Genomic DNA, 19,934 nt, shown 5'->3' on the forward strand with positions numbered 1-19,934 from the left:
CAAAACCCCCAGTCACTTGAATGACTGAGGGTTTTGAGGGCTGTAGAAGCCTGACGATGACCTACTTTCACACGGGAATCCGCACTATCATCGGCGCTAAGGCGTTTCACTGTCCTGTTCGGGATGGGAAGGAGTGGTACCACCTTGCTATGGTCATCAGGCATAACTTGTTGTCGGCGAGTTTTTTGAACTTGCTGACGAATTCATAGAGGTTGAATCAGTGTGAATTTGATTGCGTCTTGGCATAACTGCTTTGATGGTATTTACATCAAAGTTATAGGGTCAAGCCGCACGAGCAATTAGTACTGGTTAGCTTAACGCATTACTGCGCTTCCACACCCAGCCTATCAACGTCCTGGTCTAGAACGACTCTTCAGGGGCTCAAGGCCCCGGCAGATCTTATCTTGAAACGAGTTTCCCGCTTAGATGCTTTCAGCGGTTATCTCTTCCATACTTAGCTACCCTGCGATGCCACGGGCGTGACAACAGGTACACCAGAGGTATGTCCACTCCGGTCCTCTCGTACTAGGAGCAGGCTTTCTCAAATCTGCAGCGCCCACGGAAGATAGGGACCAAACTGTCTCACGACGTTTTAAACCCAGCTCACGTACCTCTTTAAATGGCGAACAGCCATACCCTTGGGACCGGCTACAGCCCCAGGATGAGATGAGCCGACATCGAGGTGCCAAACACCGCCGTCGATATGAACTCTTGGGCGGTATCAGCCTGTTATCCCCAGAGTACCTTTTATCCGTTGAGCGATGGCCCTTCCATACAGAACCACCGGATCACTATGTCCTGCTTTCGCATCTGCTCGACTTGTCAGTCTCGCAGTTAAGCACGCTTATGCCATTGCACTATCGTCACGATGTCCGACCGTAACTAGCGTACCTTCGAACTCCTCCGTTACGCTTTGGGAGGAGACCGCCCCAGTCAAACTGCCTACCATGCACTGTCCCCGATCCCGATAAGGGACCTAGGTTAGAACCTCAAACACACCAGGGTGGTATTTCAACGTTGGCTCCATATGATCTAGCGACCATACTTCAAAGCCTCCCACCTATCCTACACAGATCTGTTCAAAGTCCAATACAAAGCTACAGTAAAGGTTCATGGGGTCTTTCCGTCTTTCCGCGGGGAGATTGCATCATCACAAACATTTCAACTTCGCTGAGTCTCAGGAGGAGACAGTGTGGCCATCGTTACGCCATTCGTGCAGGTCGGAACTTACCCGACAAGGAATTTCGCTACCTTAGGACCGTTATAGTTACGGCCGCCGTTTACTGGGACTTCGATCAAGAGCTTGCACCCCATCAATTAATCTTCCAGCACCGGGCAGGCGTCACACCCTATACGTCCACTTTCGTGTTTGCAGAGTGCTGTGTTTTTAATAAACAGTCGCAGCCACCTATTTTTTGCAACCCGTTCATGCTCAGTTGTTCACCTCACACTAAAAGGGCACACCTTCTTCCGAAGTTACGGTGTCAATTTGCCGAGTTCCTTCTCCTGAGTTCTCTCAAGCGCCTTAGAATACTCATCTCGCGCACCAGTGTCGGTTTGCGGTACGGTCGTGTATAGCTGAAGCTTAGTGGCTTTTCCTGGAACCCCGTTCAGTCACTTCATGGGCAAGCCCACTCGATCGGCAGCCTCGGTATATGACAGGCGGATTTGCCTACCTGTCGCCTACTTCTGCCTAAACCAGAATCCAATAACTGGATGACCTATTAGAATCCGTCCCCACATCGCACTATACATCGGTACAGGAATATTGACCTGTTTCCCATCAGCTACGCATCTCTGCCTCGCCTTAGGGGCCGACTCACTCTACGCCGATGAACGTTGCGTAGAAAACCTTGCGCTTACGGCGAGCGGGCTTTTCACCCGCTTTAACGCTACTCATGTCAGCATTCGCACTTCTGATACCTCCAGCAGCCTTTACAAGCTACCTTCACAGGCTTACAGAACGCTCTCCTACCACGCACAGTAAACTGTGCATCCGCAGCTTCGGTAACTGGCTTAGCCCCGTTACATCTTCCGCGCAAGACGACTCGATCAGTGAGCTATTACGCTTTCTTTAAATGGTGGCTGCTTCTAAGCCAACATCCTGACTGTTTTAGCCTTCTCACTTCGTTTCCCACTTAGCCAATTTTAGGGACCTTAGCTGGCGGTCTGGGTTGTTTCCCTCTTGAGTCCGGACGTTAGCACCCGGTGCTCTGTCTCCCAAGCTCTACTCTTCGGTATTCGGAGTTTGCCTTGGTTTGGTAAGTCGCCATGACCCCCTAGCCAAAACAGTGCTCTACCCCCGAAGGTAATACTTGAGGCACTACCTAAATAGTTTTCGGAGAGAACCAGCTATTTCCAAGTTTGTTTAGCCTTTCACCCCTATCCACAGCTCATCCGCTAGTTTTGCAACACTAGTCGGTTCGGACCTCCAGTACCTGTTACGGCACCTTCATCCTGGCCATGGATAGATCACTTGGTTTCGGGTCTACACCCAGCGACTAATTTCGCCCTATTCGGACTCGATTTCTCTTCGGCTTCCCTATTCGGTTAACCTCGCCACTGAATGTAAGTCGCTGACCCATTATACAAAAGGTACGCCGTCACCCCGAAGGGCTCCGACTTTTTGTAAGCATGCGGTTTCAGGATCTATTTCACTCCCCTCCCGGGGTTCTTTTCGCCTTTCCCTCACGGTACTAGTTCACTATCGGTCGATGATGAGTATTTAGCCTTGGAGGATGGTCCCCCCATGTTCAGACAGGATTACACGTGTCCCGCCCTACTTGTCTCTAGCCTAGTACCACACGGGCGCTTTCGCATACAGGGCTATCACCTGCTATGGCCGGGCTTTCCATCCCGTTTTGCTAACACTCGTGCTATCACTAGAAGGCTTCTCCGATTTCGCTCGCCACTACTTTCGGAATCTCGGTTGATGTCTTTTCCTCGAGCTACTGAGATGTTTCAGTTCACCCGGTTCGCCTCTGCAACCTATGTATTCAGCTGCAGATACCTTTCGGTGGGTTTCCCCATTCGGAAATCTCCGGATCAAAGCTTATTTGCCAGCTCCCCGAAGCTTATCGCAGGCTATCACGTCCTTCGTCGCCTATCATCGCCAAGGCATCCACCACATGCTCTTAGTCACTTGACCCTATAACTTTGACGTTTCTCACGAAACTCAAAATCCATCAAGGACCTGTCAGGTCTCTCACCTGACGCGTTATGCCGTACCCAAGAATTAATAAATTAACCTCGGAATACTCGAATTCAACAAGCTAGTTGTATTCGTTTTGACGCAATCAAAAATTCTTGTTGCTAGCGGCACGGTGAGCTAAAACCTTGTACGTTTTGCTCTTTCCGCTAACAACGCTGATTCGACTCTATGAATTTTTAAAGAACAGCCGTGAGCCTTTCGACTCATTATTGACGTTATCGCCAATATCAAAACACCTGAAGTCTCTCCAGATGCTTTGATATGAACGCTAACTCGATAAGATGCGTGGTGGAGGATGACGGGATCGAACCGACGACCCCCTGCTTGCAAAGCAGGTGCTCTCCCAGCTGAGCTAATCCCCCGGGTATCCGTAGATGAAAGGGAATGGTGGGTCTGGTTGGTCTCGAACCAACGACCCCCGCCTTATCAAGACGGTGCTCTAACCAACTGAGCTACAGACCCGGCCGGTCGCTTCGGTTTCACTAAAGCTTTGCGCCTCAGCGTCGCTGGCGACATCCTTCCAACAACCGATAAGTGTGGACGTTTAAATTCGGAATAGCTTTTCTTCCAGAAAGGAGGTGATCCAGCCGCACCTTCCGATACGGCTACCTTGTTACGACTTCACCCCAGTCACGAACCCTGCCGTGGTAATCGCCCTCCTTGCGGTTAAGCTAACTACTTCTGGCAGAACCCGCTCCCATGGTGTGACGGGCGGTGTGTACAAGACCCGGGAACGTATTCACCGCGACATTCTGATCCGCGATTACTAGCGATTCCGACTTCACGCAGTCGAGTTGCAGACTGCGATCCGGACTACGACTGGCTTTATGGGATTAGCTCCCCCTCGCGGGTTGGCAACCCTCTGTACCAGCCATTGTATGACGTGTGTAGCCCCACCTATAAGGGCCATGAGGACTTGACGTCATCCCCACCTTCCTCCGGTTTGTCACCGGCAGTCCCATTAGAGTGCCCTTTCGTAGCAACTAATGGCAAGGGTTGCGCTCGTTGCGGGACTTAACCCAACATCTCACGACACGAGCTGACGACAGCCATGCAGCACCTGTGTTACGGCTCTCTTTCGAGCACTCCTCTATCTCTAAAGGATTCCGTACATGTCAAAGGTGGGTAAGGTTCTTCGCGTTGCATCGAATTAAACCACATCATCCACCGCTTGTGCGGGTCCCCGTCAATTCCTTTGAGTTTCAACCTTGCGGCCGTACTCCCCAGGCGGTCAACTTCACGCGTTAGCTTCGTTACTGAGAAAGTGAATTCCCAACAACCAGTTGACATCGTTTAGGGCGTGGACTACCAGGGTATCTAATCCTGTTTGCTCCCCACGCTTTCGTGCATGAGCGTCAGTGCAGGCCCAGGGGATTGCCTTCGCCATCGGTGTTCCTCCGCATATCTACGCATTTCACTGCTACACGCGGAATTCCATCCCCCTCTGCCGCACTCCAGCAATGCAGTCACAGATGCAGTTCCCAGGTTGAGCCCGGGGATTTCACAACTGTCTTACATCACCGCCTGCGCACGCTTTACGCCCAGTAATTCCGATTAACGCTTGCACCCTACGTATTACCGCGGCTGCTGGCACGTAGTTAGCCGGTGCTTATTCTTACGGTACCGTCATGAGCCCTCTGTATTAGAGAAAGCCTTTTCGTTCCGTACAAAAGCAGTTTACAACCCGAGGGCCTTCATCCTGCACGCGGAATGGCTGGATCAGGCTTGCGCCCATTGTCCAAAATTCCCCACTGCTGCCTCCCGTAGGAGTCTGGGCCGTGTCTCAGTCCCAGTGTGGCTGGTCGTCCTCTCAGACCAGCTACAGATCGCAGGCTTGGTGAGCCTTTACCCCACCAACTACCTAATCTGCCATCGGCCGCTCCAAATGCGCGAGGCCCGAAGGTCCCCCGCTTTCATCCTCAGATCTCATGCGGTATTAGCTACTCTTTCAAGTAGTTATCCCCCACATCTGGGCACGTTCCGATGTATTACTCACCCGTTCGCCGCTCGCCGCCAGGTTGCCCCGCGCTGCCGCTCGACTTGCATGTGTAAAGCATTCCGCCAGCGTTCAATCTGAGCCAGGATCAAACTCTACAGTTCGATCTTGAAAATTTATACTCTTTCGAGTTCACTCATAAAAACGGAATTGAAGTGAACTTCACTTCTATTTCCATGAGCGTTTGATAGTCTAAAAGACTTGGCTATTCACCTTTCAAACGCCCACGCTTATCGGCTGTATATTTTTAATGATCACGCAAAATAATCCCTTATTCCGCTCAGCTCGCTGCGATCAGCGAAGCCTTTGATTGTAGCACAGATTTTTAAGATCTGGCAAACTTTGTGGCTATTTTTGATTTTATCGATTACCTCGGCAATCAACTCAACCAACCCACTTGCAGCGAATTCTCAAACAAATCAAGAACTTACTGCCTTCACCGAGAACATTGATATTAATCAGCGAAGCCCTCGATTATGACACAGATTTTAAAGACCTGGCAAACTTTTTTCGATTTTGTCGAACCAGCTGAATAGCCAACCCAACACTATCTGCAGCGAGCCCTGGGAATCCCCAAAGAACCTGCCGCCGTCTCCGATCAACCAACTTGTTGTTGGCAGTGATCAGCGAAGCCCGCAACTATAGCACGGCTTTTTAAGCCGCATGGTGGATCATTGGGAAATTTTTGGTGGTTCTTGGCGTCCGGGGGAGGACGCGCGGTGAAAGCCCTCACCCCAACCCTCTCCCAGCGCGAGAGGGGGCAAGAGGGGCTCTTCTTTATAGAGGGGTGATCAGAAATGGCTAAACAGCCCTACTATCTCGCTACCGTCATAAAGAAGGAGTGAGAGGATATGAGCTTGTTCAGCTGGCAGGAGAGGCCTGCGACCGCTTTGAAGGATGCGGGGGTCATTGGTCCCGAGGAACGCTTGCCCTGGCCGCAGACGACCGCCATGGGGTTGCAGCACGTGGTGGCCATGTTCGGCTCTACCGTGTTGGCGCCGATCTTGATGGGGTTTGATCCCAATGTGGCCGTTCTCATGAGCGGCATCGGCACGCTGATCTTCTTTCTGCTCACTGGCGGCCGGGTGCCAAGCTATCTGGGCTCCTCTTTCGCCTTCATCGGAGTGGTGATTGCCGCCACTGCCTACGCGGGCAAGGGGCCGAACACGCAGATCGGCCTCGCGCTGGGCGGCATCATCGCTTGCGGGTTGCTTTACTTTCTGATTGGCGCGGTGGTACAAGCCATTGGTGCGAATTGGGTGGAGCGGTTGATGCCGCCCGTGGTCACCGGGGGCGTGGTGGCGGTGATCGGGTTGAATCTGGCGTCGATTCCCGTGAAGAACATGGCGGCCAGCAGTTTCGACAGCTGGATGCAGGCCGTGACTTTCGTCTGCGTGGCCTTGGTGGCGGTGTTCACGCGCGGAATGGTGCAGCGGCTATTGATCCTGGTGGGGCTGGCGCTGGCTTCCATCATTTACCTGATCCTCACCAACGGCATGGGAATGGGCAAGCCCATGGATTTCTCGGGTATCGCGAATGCGCCCTGGATCGGCCTGCCGAAGTTCACCGCGCCCGTGTTCGAAGCCAATGTCATGCTCATGATGGCCCCGGTGGCACTGATTCTGGTGGCGGAAAACCTCGGCCACCTGAAGGCGGTGACGGCCATGACTGGCCGCAACCTGGACCCTTACATCGGCCGCGCTTTCATGGGCGACGGCATCGCCACCATGGTCAGCGGGGCAGCGGGCGGCGGCGGCATGACCACTTATGCGGAAAACATCGGGGTCATGGCGGCCACGCGCATCTATTCCACCGCGGTGTTCGTGGTGGCGGCTGTTGTGGCGCTGGCCCTGGGTTTTTCACCCAAGTTCGGCGCGCTGATTCAGGCCATTCCGCTGCCGGTGATGGGAGGGGTGTCGATCGTGGTGTTCGGCCTGATTGCGATCGCGGGCGCCAAGATCTGGGTGGACAACAAGGTTGATTTCACCGATCCGGCCAACTTGCTGATCGCCGCGATCACGCTGGTATTGGGTACGGGCGATTTCACGCTGAAGTTCGGCAGCTTTGCGCTAGGCGGTATCGGAACGGCCACATTTGGGGCCGTTCTCCTACACGCGATGCTGCGCCGACGCTCCTAATATACGAAATGAAATCCAAGCAGGAGGTTTCCATGAGAACGATATCGCACACTCACCGATTAGCTGGCGTGTTAGCCGCTGCTTCTATCCTGGGGCTGGTAGCCACCGGTTGCTCAATCAATCCGGCCACCGGCTCTCTGCCTGAACAATCGGCGCAGGTTCAGTTGCGCGCCACTCGGGTGGATCAGCCGCTGGCAGCCAAGCCGGTGGAGGGAATGATCCGATTCGCCGAAATGAAGGATGGCTCCACCCGCATCACGGGTGAAGTGAAAAACCTCAAGCCGAACTCAATAGTCGGATTTCATATCCATGAGAAGGGCGATTGCTCTGCGCCCGATGGCATGAGCGCTGGGGCCCACTTCAACCCCACGGGCATGCAGCATGGAGCGCCCGGACACGGCCATATAGGCGATCTGCCCGCCTTGCAGGCCGACGCCATGGGAACGGCGAAGGTACAGTATGTCAGCCAGGGCATCAAGCTCGCCGGGCCGAACGGCGTGGTCGGCAAGGCGGTCATCGTGCACCGGGATCCGGATGACATCAATGCGCAACCGGCCGGGAATTCCGGGCCACGGCTGGCTTGCGGGGTGATCTCGGCGTCTTGAGCGCGGCGGTGCTGGGCGGGTTCTGTCGAGCGCGCTCAGGCCGTTGCCCCCTCGCTTCAAGCCTATTGCAAACACTGAGGTATCCGCGCTGGCTATCCCTGGATTCCGGCTTTCGCCGGAATGACGATACCGGGGCGGTTCAGCGGAAAAACGCGGATGCGTGCTTTATTCCTGGGCCGATTGGGATAGCCGTTCGCTTTTCCAGTAGACGTCGTCACCGGCGCGGCCATCCGCGCGGTGGCGGTTGAGAACCCGGGCCAGCACGAACATCAGGTCCGAGAGGCGGTTCAGGTACTGGCGCGGCGCATCGCGCAGCGTTTCAGCCTGCCCGAGCGCCACCACAGCGCGCTCGGCCCGCCGGGCCACGGTACGGCAGACGTGTGCCTGCGCGGCCGCGCGTGTGCCGGCCGGCAAAATGAATTCCTGCAAGCGCGGCAGCTGGCTGTTGTGGATTTCCAGAGCCTGGTCAACCGCCAGGAGTGCGTCGGCCTTGAGCAACTCGAAGCCGGGGATCGAGAGTTCGCCCCCCAGATTGAAAAGCTGGTGCTGGATATCGATCAGCAGTTCACGCACGTCGCCGGGCATGTCTTCGCACAGGAGCAGGCCGATATGGCTGTTGAGTTCGTCCACATCGCCCATGGCGTGCACCCGGAGGCTGTCTTTTGACACCCGCGTGTTGTTGCCCAGCCCTGTGGTGCCATCGTCACCGGTGCGGGTGGCGATTTGCGTCAAACGTTTTCCCATTTCAAACTTTCTTTCAGGCCAGGGGCACGGTCAGGCGCGCGATGACTTGGCGTGTGTCGGGGCGCACGCCGCGCCACCATTCAAAGGCCTCGGCCGCTTGCTCGGCCAGCATGCCGACACCGTCGACCACTTGGGCGCAGCCGGCGCTGCGCGCCAGGCGCAGGAACGGCGTGAGCCCCTTGCCGTAGACCAGATCGTAGGCCAACGCGCCAGGCGCAAAGACCGAGGGAGAGAGGACAGGCAGCTCGGCGCTCAAGGATGCCGACGTGGCATTGAACACGACATCGAACACCTGATCGTCCAATGCGTGGAGGCCGCAGCCCTGGACAGCCACGCTGCCCGCGTGCGGGCCGAAGGCCTGAGCCAGCGCATGGGCCTTCTCTGCCGTGCGGTTGGCGATGACGATCGCGGCGGCACCGGCGCGTGCCAGAGGCAGCAAGGCGCCGCGCGTGGCACCGCCTGCCCCGAGCAACAGCACCCGGCGGCCGGAGAGAGAGACGCCCAGGTTGCGCTGCACATCGCGCACCAGGCCAATGCCGTCGAAGTTCTGGCCCAGCACCCTGCCTCCCTCGAACTTCAGGGCATTCACGGCGCCGGCCAGTTGCGCATCGGGAGAGAGCTCGGTGGCGTAGGCGAAGGCCTCGGTCTTGAAAGGCACCGTGACATTCAAGCCGCGCCCGCCGGCCGCCCGAAAATCATCCACCGCGCGCGCAAAACCACCGGGCGTGGTTTCGCCCAGGAGTGTGGTGTAGTCCATGTCCTGGCCAGAAGCCTCTGCGAACAGGCTATGGATCAGCGGCGATTTGCTGTGGCTGATGGGGTTGCCGATGACGGCATAGCGGTCAATCATGGCGGAACTTTAGCGTACTGTTCGTGAGGCGGGAGATGTAGAGGGCGCGCGCGCCATGCGTGCGCACTTCGTGCACGTCCTACGGGGGTCGGGTTTGGCGGGTGCTTCTTGTTGGTCGTAAACTGGGCTCATACAAGGAGATGCTGTCCATGAACGCCCCCACCCAACTTGCCCACGTGGCCCCCGAAATCAAGCCGCGCGAGGCACCGCATGCACTGCTTGACGCGCTCAGTCAGCGCTTTGGTGCCCAGCTTTCCACGGCCATGGCGGTGCGCGAGCAGCATGGCCGCGATGAATCCGCTTTCACCACAGTGCCTCCGCCGGCGGCCGTGGTGTTTGCGGAGAACATGCAGGATGTGCGGGATGCGGTGAAACTGTGCGCCGCACATCAAGTGCCGGTGATTCCGTATGGCGTCGGCTCCTCGCTCGAAGGGCATCTGCTGGCGGTACAGGGGGGCGTGAGCATCGATCTGACACGCATGAACAAGGTGCTTTCCGTGAACGCCGAGGATCTCACCGTGACGGTGCAGCCGGGCGTCACGCGAAAGCAGCTCAATGAAGAAATCAAAAGCACGGGGTTGTTCTTTCCCATCGATCCGGGGGCCGACGCGAGCATTGGCGGCATGACGGCCACACGCGCCAGCGGCACCAACGCCGTGCGCTACGGCACCATGCGCGAGAACGTGCTGGCGCTGGAAGTCGTGACCGCCAGTGGCGAGGTGATCCGCACCGGCACACGCGCGCGCAAGAGCAGCGCGGGCTACGATCTGACGCGCCTGTTCGTGGGCAGCGAAGGCACGCTGGGCGTGGTGACCGAGATCACGCTGCGCATCTACCCCTTGCCCGAAGCCGTGTCGGCCGCGATCTGCAGTTTCCCCAGCATCGCGGAGGCGGTGAACACGGTGATTGCAACCATCCAGCTCGGCGTGCCGATCGCACGCGTGGAGCTGATCGATGCCAACAGCGTGCGCGCCGTCAACCGGCACAGCAAACTGACCCTGCGCGAGGAACCCATGCTGTTGATGGAGTTCCATGGCTCTCCGGCCAGCGTGAAGGAGCAGGCCGAGACGGTGCAGGAGCTCGCGCGCGACAATGGCGGGGCCGACTTTGAATGGGCCGACACGCCCGAGGAGCGCACGCGCCTGTGGACCGCCCGGCACAACGCCTATTTCGCGGCCGTACAGAGCCGCCCGGGCTGCCGCTGCATCACCACCGATACCTGCGTGCCAATCTCACGCCTGGCCGATGCGCTGCTTGACACTGTGCGCGAGGCGGATGAAAGCGGTATCCCCTATTTCCTCGTGGGGCACGTGGGCGATGGCAATTTCCACATGGGTTACCTCATCGACCCTGATGACGATGCCGAGCGCGCCCGCGCGGAGCAGCTCAATCATCAGGTGGTGACGCGGGCGCTGCAGCTGGGCGGCACATGCACCGGCGAGCATGGCGTGGGCCTGCACAAGATGGGCTTCCTGGTGGAGGAAGCCGGCGACGGTGCAATCGCCGTGATGCGCACGATCAAGCAGGCGCTGGACCCGGACAACATCATGAATCCGGGGAAGGTGTTCGCGGGGGTTGACGGCGGCTAGCCCTCACCCCTGCCCTCTCCCGCGTACGGGAGAGGGAGAAAAACAAGCCAGCGCTGAGACCAAGAGCGCGCGCTCAGCGCTTTTTCTTCCTGGTGGTGGTCTTGGGTGCGGTCTGCGGCGTGTAGGTCTGCTGCGGTGCAGCAGCGCCATCGACGCCCAGCCGGCCACCGCCGCCCAGGCCCTGCCCTTGCACGCTTTGCGCCTTGTAGTTGCGCAGGGCGCGCACCATCTGGTTGTAGGCGTCCATGAAGGCGGCGGTAATGACCTTGCCCTGCGGGGTGTTCTGGTAGCCGCCCAGGCCGGCCCCCACGCCCAGGGCGCTGCCGAGGCCACCGAACAGGTTCATGTCGGTCTTGGAAGCGCTGCCTTCCGAAGCAGCCACCTGGACGCCTGAACGGTTGTCGACCAGCGTCAGCATGGTGCTGGCTTCACGGGTCTTCATGCTGCCGCCCACGCCCGCCAGCACCGCACCACGGCCGCCGCCGATCAGCCCGCCCAGCGCGGCGATGCCGCCGCCGGTGTTGCCTTCACTGAAAATGATCTCGGGCGACATGCCGTAGTCGGACGCCACCATCTGGCCGCCGCCGAAGTTGCTGCCCTGGCGCATCTGGCCGGACCCCATGAGTTCACGCTCGCGGTTCATGGCGCGCATGCCGGCGGCGCTGCGCTCCACCACCACGAAACAGTTCGATTGCTGCACCATCAAGCGCAGCAGATTGGATGTGGGCGGCAGGCGGTATTCGTTGCGCAAAATGGTGTACCAGCCGGCGGTTTCGTTTTCCACCAGCGACACCGTGCCGAGCGGCGAGGCGCATTTCTCGAGCTGGGAGTTTTCTCCGGAGGTGGCGCTGCCGCCAGCCGCGCCCGTGGCCACGGTCTTGGCGTCCGGGCTGCCCATCTTCATGTTGGTGGTTTCGCAGCCCGCCAGGAGAACGGCCACGCCAGCGGCCGCCAGAACGGCCAAATTCCTCTTAAACATCTCTGATGACTCCATTGGTCGGCCGGATTGCTGCACTTGGCGATCCAGTCCGATAGTGCTTCTATCCCGGCTTATGGATTGCTTTTGACACCTGAAGCATGCGTAAGCCAGTTCCCTCCCACCCGGACACGGATGCCTGGCGAGTGTGCGGATGATAGCGTCTGAGACCGGCCTGCCGCGCTATTTCTTATGGCTAGGCCGTCCACCCTGAGGCGCGTCAGGGTGCGTGCACATGGAGAGCGAGTTCATGGCCCGAGTCCCTTCCGGGCGGCCTCAGTTCATAGCGTAGCGTGTGCCGGTATGGTGAAAAAACGCGGTCCACATATAGGTCAGATACTGCCGCCGATTGCTCTCCAGGGAGTGGCCATCCTTGGAGAACGAGTAGAGCAGGTAAGGTTGGTGGCCGGTCGCCGTGTTCTGCAGCGTGGCAGCATACTTGTAGCTGTGCGCCGGCATGACCCGTCCATCGGTCTTGCCGGTGAACACATAGGTCGGCGGATAAGGCTTCGGCTTCACATTGTGCAAAGGCGAGAATTTCATCAAGTTCTCGAATTGCGGCTGATCGGTGATCTGGCCGTAGTCGTCGTGCCAGCCAAAGCCGGACGAAAACAGGTCGTATCGCACCAGATCCAGCACGCCGACGGTGGGAAAGACGACTGCGAACAGGTCCGGCCGTTGCAGCCCGAGCACCGCCGTACTCAACCCGCCGTTGGATTCGCCCTGCATGGCCAGCTTGCCCGGTTGCGTGAGCCCTTCAGCGATCAGGCGTTCGGCCGCCGCCGCGATGTCGTCATACGTATTTTGCTTGTTCAGCAGGCGGCCGCCCTCCCACCAGGCAGTGCCGAACTCGGCGCCGCCGCGTACCTGGGCAATGGCATAGATGCCTCCGCTTTCCAGCAGGGGGATGTGTTTGGAACCAAAGGTTGGAAGAATGGGTACGTCGAACCCGCCATAGGCGTACAGCATGGCGGGTGCCTCCCCGTTGGGTTTCAGCCCCTTTTTGTGCGCGATGTAAACAGGGAATGAAGTGCCGTCCTTGCTGGTGGCCGTCAGGCGCCGCATTTCATATTGACTGGGATCGTAGCCCGCGTAGCCGATGGTGGACCCCTGAGTGGTCTCGTGTGTCGCGGGGTCGTATTGGTACATGGTGTAAGGCTGGACCAGCGACGAGTAGTCATAGATCAGCCCGTTTGTCTGCGGATCGCAGCTCATCGAGACGCTGCCTTCACCTGGCAGCGGGATTTCCTGCTTTCCACCGCGGCCGTAGTGAAACAGCTTGCTGCTGCCCTGAACCAGATGTTCGGCGTAATAGTGCGGGCCGCAATTGATGATGCTGTTGACGTATTCCGTGACGCCAGGCGGGCTGTTGGGCAGGATCTCCCGCCAGTTGCCGGATGCGGGGTGCTCGGGGTCGACTTCGATCAGGCGATTGAACGCAGCGCCTTGCGAAGTGCTGATCAGCATCTTGTCCGGATTGTCCGGGCTCAGTGCGACGGGAGAGAAGCTTTTGTTTTGCGCGCGGGCATCGAGGATCATCTCGGCGCTGCCCTGGGGATGCGCCAGGCTCAGGCGTCCCAGGGCAGCGCTGTTGCCCGTCGAAAGCGTGTAGTAGAGGTAGCCCTTGTGGACGAATCCCGGCGCGAGCTGGTCAAATGGCGCACCGTGCACCCACGCTTCGGCGGTTCCGCCGGAAAAGCGCTGGAAATACAGTGTCTGATCGGTATGCGGCGAGACGTGGGGATCGGTAGTGACGCGGGGGGTAGCGTAGGCGATGCCCTGATCGACCAGAGTGAATGCCCCGGTCCAGACGTTGGGAATGATCAGCACCGGACCATACGCAGGCTGTAGCAGATCAATGATATGCAGCTCCGCGAGATCGGCGTAATTACGCACCATGGCGTAGACCAGATAGCGGCCATCCTCGGAAATCTGGTGGTTCAGCAGCTGGATATGGTCGTCTGGATCGGTGCGCCATTCGTCGGCCTTTACCAGTGCCGTACCCTTTCCTGCCGCGCCGGCACTCTCGGCCACGTAGATGACGTTGTCTGCGGAAGCGAAGCCCTGCGACTGCTCCGGGCGCATGAAGTTTTGCTTGAGCTGCCGCTTCTGGATCTGGTAGTAGTACTTGCCACCCCGACCTTGCACCCCTTCGATGCGCTGCTCCTGTTGGCCCGAGCCGCCCTGCTTGGTGGACACCAACCCCGCCAGAGCGGCCACACGTTTGGAAAGCGCCGCGTAGTCCGCCATGCCGGTGATATAGCCATCCGTCAACTGGTTTTGCGCGCGCACCCAGTCGTCGGTTTCCGTGCTGGTGATGTTTTCAAGCCAGCGGTAGGGATCGGCGACAGTGCGGCCGAAGTAGACGTCGCTGTCGGTGCCGCTGCGGGTCTGGGGATACACCGGCCTGGAAGGCTCGGGAGCGGAGTCGTCTGAACCGCCGCATCCGGCAAGCGCAGCCAGCGCAAGGAGCGCCCAGGTAAAACGCACATTCGGCATGAATTCCCTCTGTAGTGGTTGACTTGAGTAACCGTGCGGCGCAAAAGGTTCCACTGCGGAGGGGCCGGCGCATAGCTGCCGGCCTGGGCGTCAGAGCGGATTCAAGGAAAGCCCCTTACTGGATTAGCCCAGCGAGGCGCTTGGCGATGAGTTCGTGGGCCTGCGCCATGATGCGGTCGATGAGTTCAGCGCAGCTCGGCACGTCGTGGATCAGCCCGGCGACCATGCCGCAGCTCCAGGCACCGGCGTCCATGGCGCCCTCGGTCATCACTTTCGGGTAGATGCCGGCGACCTGTTCCATGATGTCTTCGATCTTCAGCGCGTCGCCCTTTTCCTTTTCGATCTCGATCAGGCGCTCGACGCCGGCGTTGTTGATCACGCGCTCGGTGTTGCGCAGCGAACGCATGATCAGGCGCGTGTCGAGCTCGGAGGCATTGACGATGGCTTGCTTGACGTTGGCGTGTACCGGCGCCTCCTTGGTGGCGATGAAGCGGGTGCCCATGTTCATGCCTTCGGCGCCCAGCGCGAGCGCGGCCACGAGGCTGCGGCCGTCGGCCATGCCGCCCGAGGCCACAAAGGGCACCTTGAGCTCCTCGGCCGCGCGCGGCAGCAGGATCATGTTGGGTACGTCGTCTTCGCCAGGGTGGCCGCCGCATTCAAAGCCGTCCACGCTGACCGCATCACAGCCGATGCGCTCGGCCTTGAGCGCGTGGCGCACGGAGGTGCACTTGTGGATCACCTTGATGCCCGCGGCCTTCAGGGCGGGCATGTAGGCCTCGGGGCTGCGGCCTGCGGTTTCCACGGCCTTGATGCCGCCTTCGATGATGGCGGCGATGTACTCGGGATAGGGTGGCGAGGTAAAGGTCGGGAGGAAGGTCAGGTTCACGCCGAAGGGCTGGTCGGTCATCTCGCGGCAGCGCGCGATTTCACGGGCCAGCAGTTCGGGGGTTTTCTGTGTGAGGCCGGTAATGATGCCTAAGCCGCCGGCATTGGACACAGCGGCTGCCAGCTCGGCGAAACCGACATAGTGCATGCCGCCCTGGATGATCGGGTGGCGGATGCCGAAGAGTTCAGTGATGCGGGTTTTCAAAGCAGCCTTCCTTGGGTTGGAGTGGAGAGAAAAAAATTCATTCGGACAACGCGCCGTCAACGGTCACCACGCTCAGCACATCTCGCGCGACCATGGTCATCCAGGCCGGATCGCTCTTCAGCGCCGGCTCGGGGAAGGCCATGCTGAAAGTGGGTCGTGCGATCTTGGCGTAGTTCAGGGTCCCGAGAATGATCGTGAGGATGACGGTGGCGGAGAGCTCGCGGCGCATCACGCCGGCTGCCTGCGCTTCTTCGATCAGCGCCAGGCTGGCGCGCAAGGAGCCTTCGAGCGGACGGATTTGCGCGCGCTGGATGCGCTCGGCGTTGTCCATCATTTCACGCAGGAGGAGCTTGGCCCCTGCGGGGCGGGCGTGCATCCATTCGACCTGGAGTGTCACGAAAGTCAGCAGGCGGGCACGCAGGTGGCGGGTCTCGCGCGCTTCGTCGTCCGCCCATTGGCGCATGTGCGCCGCCAGTTCATCGGCATGTCTCTCCAGGACGGCACCGTACAGCGCTTGCTTGCTTGGAAAATGATGCAGCAGCCCAGGATTGCCGACTTCGCAATCGCGCGCGATAGCCGAGAGCGATGCCCCCTGGAAGCCATGCTCGGCGAAGTGCCATTCGGCCCGCTCCAGAATGAGTTCCTTGCGGGGAATGGGCTTGGACAGGGATTTGTCTGGCATCCGGAATCTTGGGGAAGAGACGGTCAATGGGCAGGCGGCACCGCAGCCATCTGCTGGCGCAATTGCGCATGAAAACGCGGCGCGCTGTACTCGAACGTGCCAAAGGTGAGCGCGTCGTTCGCGCCCGACGCGAAGCCGGCCTGGATGGATTCGGACAACGCATAATCTTCCTCCAAGGTACGCCGGTACAGCGCGACATTGGCCTCCCAATACGCCAGGGCTTTGTCCGTGGCGGGGGCCTCGGGAATCAAGGTGATTTCGTGCACGCGCGTGCGGTGAGCACCCAGTGGCTCCAGGCTGCTCAGTTGCGCATGGTCCGGCTGCACAAGGATGGTCGTGCTGGGAAAGAAGAAATAGAGCAGATTGCCGTAGCGCCGCGGTTCAAAGCCATCAGCGCCTGGCTCATCTCTCGAAAAATTGGATTTGACGAGATAGAGGCGCCGGTTCAGATCCTGCTCATCAATGATCTGGGTGTTGTTCTCGAACATGTGCGCGATGGTCTCGCGGTGAGCCACCTTGAAGTGATAGGCCTCGAAGGAACCGTCGATCAGCAGCTTCCAGTTGGCCTCGATCTCGTACGAACGCGGCGCGAAGCCGACGGGGTTGCGCAGCCCGGCCAATGATTCCAGGTGCGTCATCAGCGAGCCCAGGTGGGCATCGGGATCACTGCCTGACAGCAACGGATCGAGCATCACCCAGACCAGCCCGGCGCGCTCGGTAGCTGCCAACCGGCGCAGCCCCGACTCTTCCTGTTGCAAGGACGGGAAGCCGAAGGATTCCGGTACGCCCCGCAGCGCGCCATCAGGCCGATAGGTCCACGCGTGATAAGGGCAGACAAAAGCGTGGGCACCGCTGCCGCTCCCCTCGGCCACCACGCGCGCGCCGCGGTGGCGGCAGACGTTCAGGAAAGCCTGGATTTGCCCGTTCTCCTGACGCACCAGCAGCAGGGGCGTGCCGAGGTGGTTGAGCGACAGCCAGGCGCCGGGCAATCCCAACGATGCGCTGGCGGCCACGGGCTGGGGATACCGGCGTAACAGGCGCAGCTCCTGGCGCGCCATAGCCTCATCGGTGTACTGGCCAATGGGTATCCGCTCGCTCTGGCCCGAGGCATCCCCGCGCCCCGCCTTCAGGGCTGCGGTGGCCCGGCGATGGAGTTCAGTGGCGAATTCGTCGGTCATATGGATCTTCTGCTGGCTGCCGCACAGGCCCCCATGGGGCTTGGGCTTTCAGATTCATACTACCGACTGACTAGTCAGTATGTCAATGAGGTCGAATACGAATACCCTCTCGCACATGCCATATGCCGGCCGTGCGGAGGGAGAATGCCGAGCTGGAGCTCGGCGGTCTCAGGGAGGCCTCAGGCCTTTTTGTCGATCTTGGGCAGCAGCGCCGCGACCATGCCCAGCAGCGGCAGGAACGCGATGACCTTGTAGACGTAGTCGATGCTGGTGTGGTCGGCGAGCACGCCGAGCACCGCAGCGCCGAGGCCGCCCATGCCGAAAGCGAAGCCGAAGAACAGGCCGGAGACCATGCCGATCTTGCCGGGGATCAACTCCTGCGCGTAGACCAGGATGGCGGAGAACGCCGAGGAGAGGATCAGGCCGATCACGATGGTGAGCGCGACGGTCCAGAACAGGTTGGCGTAGGGAAGCATCAGCGCGAACGGCGCCACGCCCAGGATGGACGCCCAGATCACCGGCTTGCGGCCGATGCGGTCGCCCACCGGCCCACCCAACAGTGTGCCTAGGGCGGATGCGAACAGGAATGCGAAAAGCAGGACCTGTGCGTTCTGCACCGACACATCGAAATGGTGAATCAGGTAGAAGGTATAGAAGCTGGAAAGACCGGCGACATAGAAGTACTTCGAGAAGATCAGCACCAGCAGGACCGCCACCGCGCCCAGCACCGTGCGGCGCGGCAAGGGCGAAACGGCCGTGGAAGCAGCCTTGGCGATGCGGTGCTGCTGCGCATACCAGCGGCTGACTTTCGACAGCAGGAAGATGCCCAGCAGCGCTGCCAGCGCGAACCACGCCGCGCTATGCTGCCCGAAGGGCACCACCACGGCCGCCGCGAGCAAAGGCCCCAACGCGGTGCCGGTATTGCCCCCGACCTGGAACAGTGATTGCGCCAATCCATGCCGTCCGCCCGAGGCCATGCGGGCTACACGCGAGGACTCAGGGTGAAACACGGAAGAGCCCGTGCCCACCAATGCCGCCGCCAGCAGCACGGTGTGGAAATTGGGCGCAAATGCCAGCAGGATCAAGCCGCACAGCGTAAAGCACATGCCGATGGGCAGCGAATACGGCGTGCTGCGCTTGTCGGTGTACAAGCCCACCAGCGGTTGGAACAGCGAGGCCGTGAGCTGGTAGGTGAGCGTGATCAGGCCGATCTGGGTAAAGCTCAGCTTGAAGTTGCCTTGCAGGACAGGATACATCGCCAGAATCAGCGACTGCATCATGTCATTGATGAGGTGTGAGGCGCTGATCGCGCCCAACACGCCGAACGAGGCCTGCGGTTTGGCTGGCGCGCCGGATGGAACAGTGATGGTGGACATGCGAAGAAAGATTGAAAGGAAAACAGCGGCCTGATCCGGAGGTCGGGCGCGTGAACATTCCGTTCGCGCCCTGGTGCTTCACCTCTTGACAAGCGAAGAGCCGATGTTAGGCATAAGATGGGAACCCGTCTTGCGCCATTCAGTCCCCCACTTCCGCGAAAAGGACATGTCCATCTCCCCTCATCCGGACATTGATGCCAGCTTGCTGCCAGTGACCACCCGTGCCACCGATTACGCCGGGGGCACCTCCACAGGCGAGCATCACCATCCGAACCACCATCAGTTGATTCACAGCATGCATGGCGTGATGGCGGTCACGGCCGAAGCAGGCCGCTGGATCGTGCCGCCCACGCGTGCGCTCTGGATGCCGGCGGGCATGACGCACAGGGTCAGCTACCTGGGCGAGGTGCAGATGCGCAGCCTGTTCGTGCGGCCCGACGCCGCGCCTGGCCTTGCCAGCCACGCACAGGTGGTGGGTATTTCACCGCTGTTGCGCGAGCTCATCCGGGCCGCCATGGGCATTCCCCTGCCCTACGAAGCGGATTCCCGCGATGGCCGTCTCATGCGCCTGTTGCTCGATGAGTTGCGCGTCCTGCCCGTGCTGCCCATGCACCTTCCGCATCCGGCGGACCCGCGCCTGCAGCGGATCTCGCAACGGCTGGAGCAGCGGCCTGACGATCCGTCCACACTGGAGGACTGGGCAGAACGCATCCACGTGAACCCCAAGACCTTGCAGCGCCTGTTCGCGCGCGACACCGGCATGAGTTTCGGCCGCTGGCGGCAGCAGGCGCGCCTGCTGCATGCGCTGGAGCGGCTGGCGCAAGGCGAGCGCGTGATCGACGTCGCCCTGGCCGCGGGCTACGACAGCCCCGGGGCTTTCGCCACCATGTTCAAGCGGCACTTCGGGCAGTCGCCGAGCGCGTTTTTCAGGTGACGGATAAGACCGATGAAAGCCGCACACAGATCAACCGCCGTGAAAGCCCTCATCCCCACCCTCTCC

Annotated in this window: 12 protein-coding genes, 2 tRNA genes and 3 rRNA genes; 4 read left to right on the forward strand and 13 right to left on the reverse strand. The window is 59.8% G+C overall.

From position 1 onward, the window contains the following. Positions 1–48: 48 nt before the first annotated feature. From rrf to WJU18_RS00025, 5 genes are all read right to left on the reverse strand, one after another. A 5S ribosomal RNA gene (rrf, locus tag WJU18_RS00005) occupies positions 49–161 on the reverse strand. A 117-nt stretch (positions 162–278) separates the two neighbouring features. Continuing rightward, a 23S ribosomal RNA gene (locus WJU18_RS00010) occupies positions 279–3,148 on the reverse strand. A gap of 349 nt (positions 3,149–3,497) precedes the next feature. After that, positions 3,498–3,573: transfer RNA gene (locus tag WJU18_RS00015), tRNA-Ala, on the reverse strand. Positions 3,574–3,596: 23 nt separating this feature from the next. Further along, positions 3,597–3,673 (reverse strand) — tRNA-Ile (locus WJU18_RS00020). Between the two features lie 109 nt (positions 3,674–3,782). Further along, positions 3,783–5,311 (reverse strand): 16S ribosomal RNA (locus WJU18_RS00025). Together the 16S, 23S and 5S rRNA genes with 2 tRNA genes alongside form the textbook arrangement of a ribosomal RNA operon. 747 nt (positions 5,312–6,058) lie before the next feature. Here WJU18_RS00025 and WJU18_RS00030 point away from each other — a divergent pair. After that, on the forward strand, positions 6,059–7,345 hold the full coding sequence (locus WJU18_RS00030; RefSeq protein WP_423458141.1) for a solute carrier family 23 protein: 1,287 nt from the start codon (positions 6,059–6,061) through the stop codon (positions 7,343–7,345). Between the two features lie 32 nt (positions 7,346–7,377). Beyond that, positions 7,378–7,950, forward strand: a complete 573-nt coding sequence (locus WJU18_RS00035; protein WP_423458142.1) for a superoxide dismutase family protein — start codon at positions 7,378–7,380, stop codon at positions 7,948–7,950. A 165-nt stretch (positions 7,951–8,115) separates the two neighbouring features. On the opposite strand, the gene WJU18_RS00040 is transcribed toward WJU18_RS00035, so the two are convergent. Then, on the reverse strand, positions 8,116–8,694 hold the full coding sequence (locus WJU18_RS00040) for a cob(I)yrinic acid a,c-diamide adenosyltransferase (RefSeq protein WP_423458143.1): 579 nt from the start codon (positions 8,692–8,694) through the stop codon (positions 8,116–8,118). Positions 8,695–8,707: 13 nt separating this feature from the next. Next, complete coding sequence (gene aroE, locus WJU18_RS00045) at positions 8,708–9,544, reverse strand: shikimate dehydrogenase (protein WP_423458144.1); 837 nt, start codon at positions 9,542–9,544, stop codon at positions 8,708–8,710. Positions 9,545–9,693: 149 nt separating this feature from the next. On the opposite strand from aroE, the gene WJU18_RS00050 reads away from it, so the two are divergent. Beyond that, on the forward strand, positions 9,694–11,133 hold the full coding sequence (locus WJU18_RS00050) for an FAD-binding oxidoreductase (RefSeq protein ID WP_423458145.1): 1,440 nt from the start codon (positions 9,694–9,696) through the stop codon (positions 11,131–11,133). A 73-nt stretch (positions 11,134–11,206) separates the two neighbouring features. Here WJU18_RS00050 and WJU18_RS00055 read toward each other — a convergent pair whose 3' ends face one another. From WJU18_RS00055 to WJU18_RS00080, 6 genes are all read right to left on the reverse strand, one after another. Next, positions 11,207–12,112, reverse strand: coding sequence for a CsgG/HfaB family protein (locus WJU18_RS00055; protein WP_423458146.1), 906 nt, complete (start codon positions 12,110–12,112; stop codon positions 11,207–11,209). A gap of 273 nt (positions 12,113–12,385) precedes the next feature. Continuing rightward, positions 12,386–14,608 carry a prolyl oligopeptidase family serine peptidase gene (locus WJU18_RS00060; RefSeq protein WP_423458147.1) on the reverse strand — a complete coding sequence of 741 codons (2,223 nt, stop codon included), beginning with the start codon at positions 14,606–14,608 and terminating at the stop codon, positions 12,386–12,388. Between the two features lie 115 nt (positions 14,609–14,723). Then, positions 14,724–15,698: an NAD(P)H-dependent flavin oxidoreductase gene (locus WJU18_RS00065; protein WP_423458148.1), complete on the reverse strand. Its 975-nt coding sequence runs from the start codon at positions 15,696–15,698 to the stop codon at positions 14,724–14,726. 37 nt (positions 15,699–15,735) lie between these two features. Continuing rightward, positions 15,736–16,380: a TetR/AcrR family transcriptional regulator gene (locus WJU18_RS00070; RefSeq protein ID WP_423458149.1), complete on the reverse strand. Its 645-nt coding sequence runs from the start codon at positions 16,378–16,380 to the stop codon at positions 15,736–15,738. Between the two features lie 23 nt (positions 16,381–16,403). Beyond that, positions 16,404–17,558, reverse strand: coding sequence for an aromatic ring-hydroxylating oxygenase subunit alpha (locus WJU18_RS00075; RefSeq protein WP_423458150.1), 1,155 nt, complete (start codon positions 17,556–17,558; stop codon positions 16,404–16,406). A gap of 179 nt (positions 17,559–17,737) precedes the next feature. Then, positions 17,738–18,934, reverse strand: a complete 1,197-nt coding sequence (locus WJU18_RS00080; protein WP_423458151.1) for an MFS transporter — start codon at positions 18,932–18,934, stop codon at positions 17,738–17,740. A 166-nt stretch (positions 18,935–19,100) separates the two neighbouring features. Here WJU18_RS00080 and WJU18_RS00085 point away from each other — a divergent pair, with 166 nt between their 5' ends. Then, positions 19,101–19,868: an AraC family transcriptional regulator gene (locus WJU18_RS00085; RefSeq protein ID WP_423458152.1), complete on the forward strand. Its 768-nt coding sequence runs from the start codon at positions 19,101–19,103 to the stop codon at positions 19,866–19,868. Positions 19,869–19,934: the final 66 nt, after the last annotated feature.

Source organism: Ottowia sp. VDI28 (genome assembly GCF_049532675.1).
Taxonomy (GTDB): domain Bacteria; phylum Pseudomonadota; class Gammaproteobacteria; order Burkholderiales; family Burkholderiaceae_C; genus Ottowia.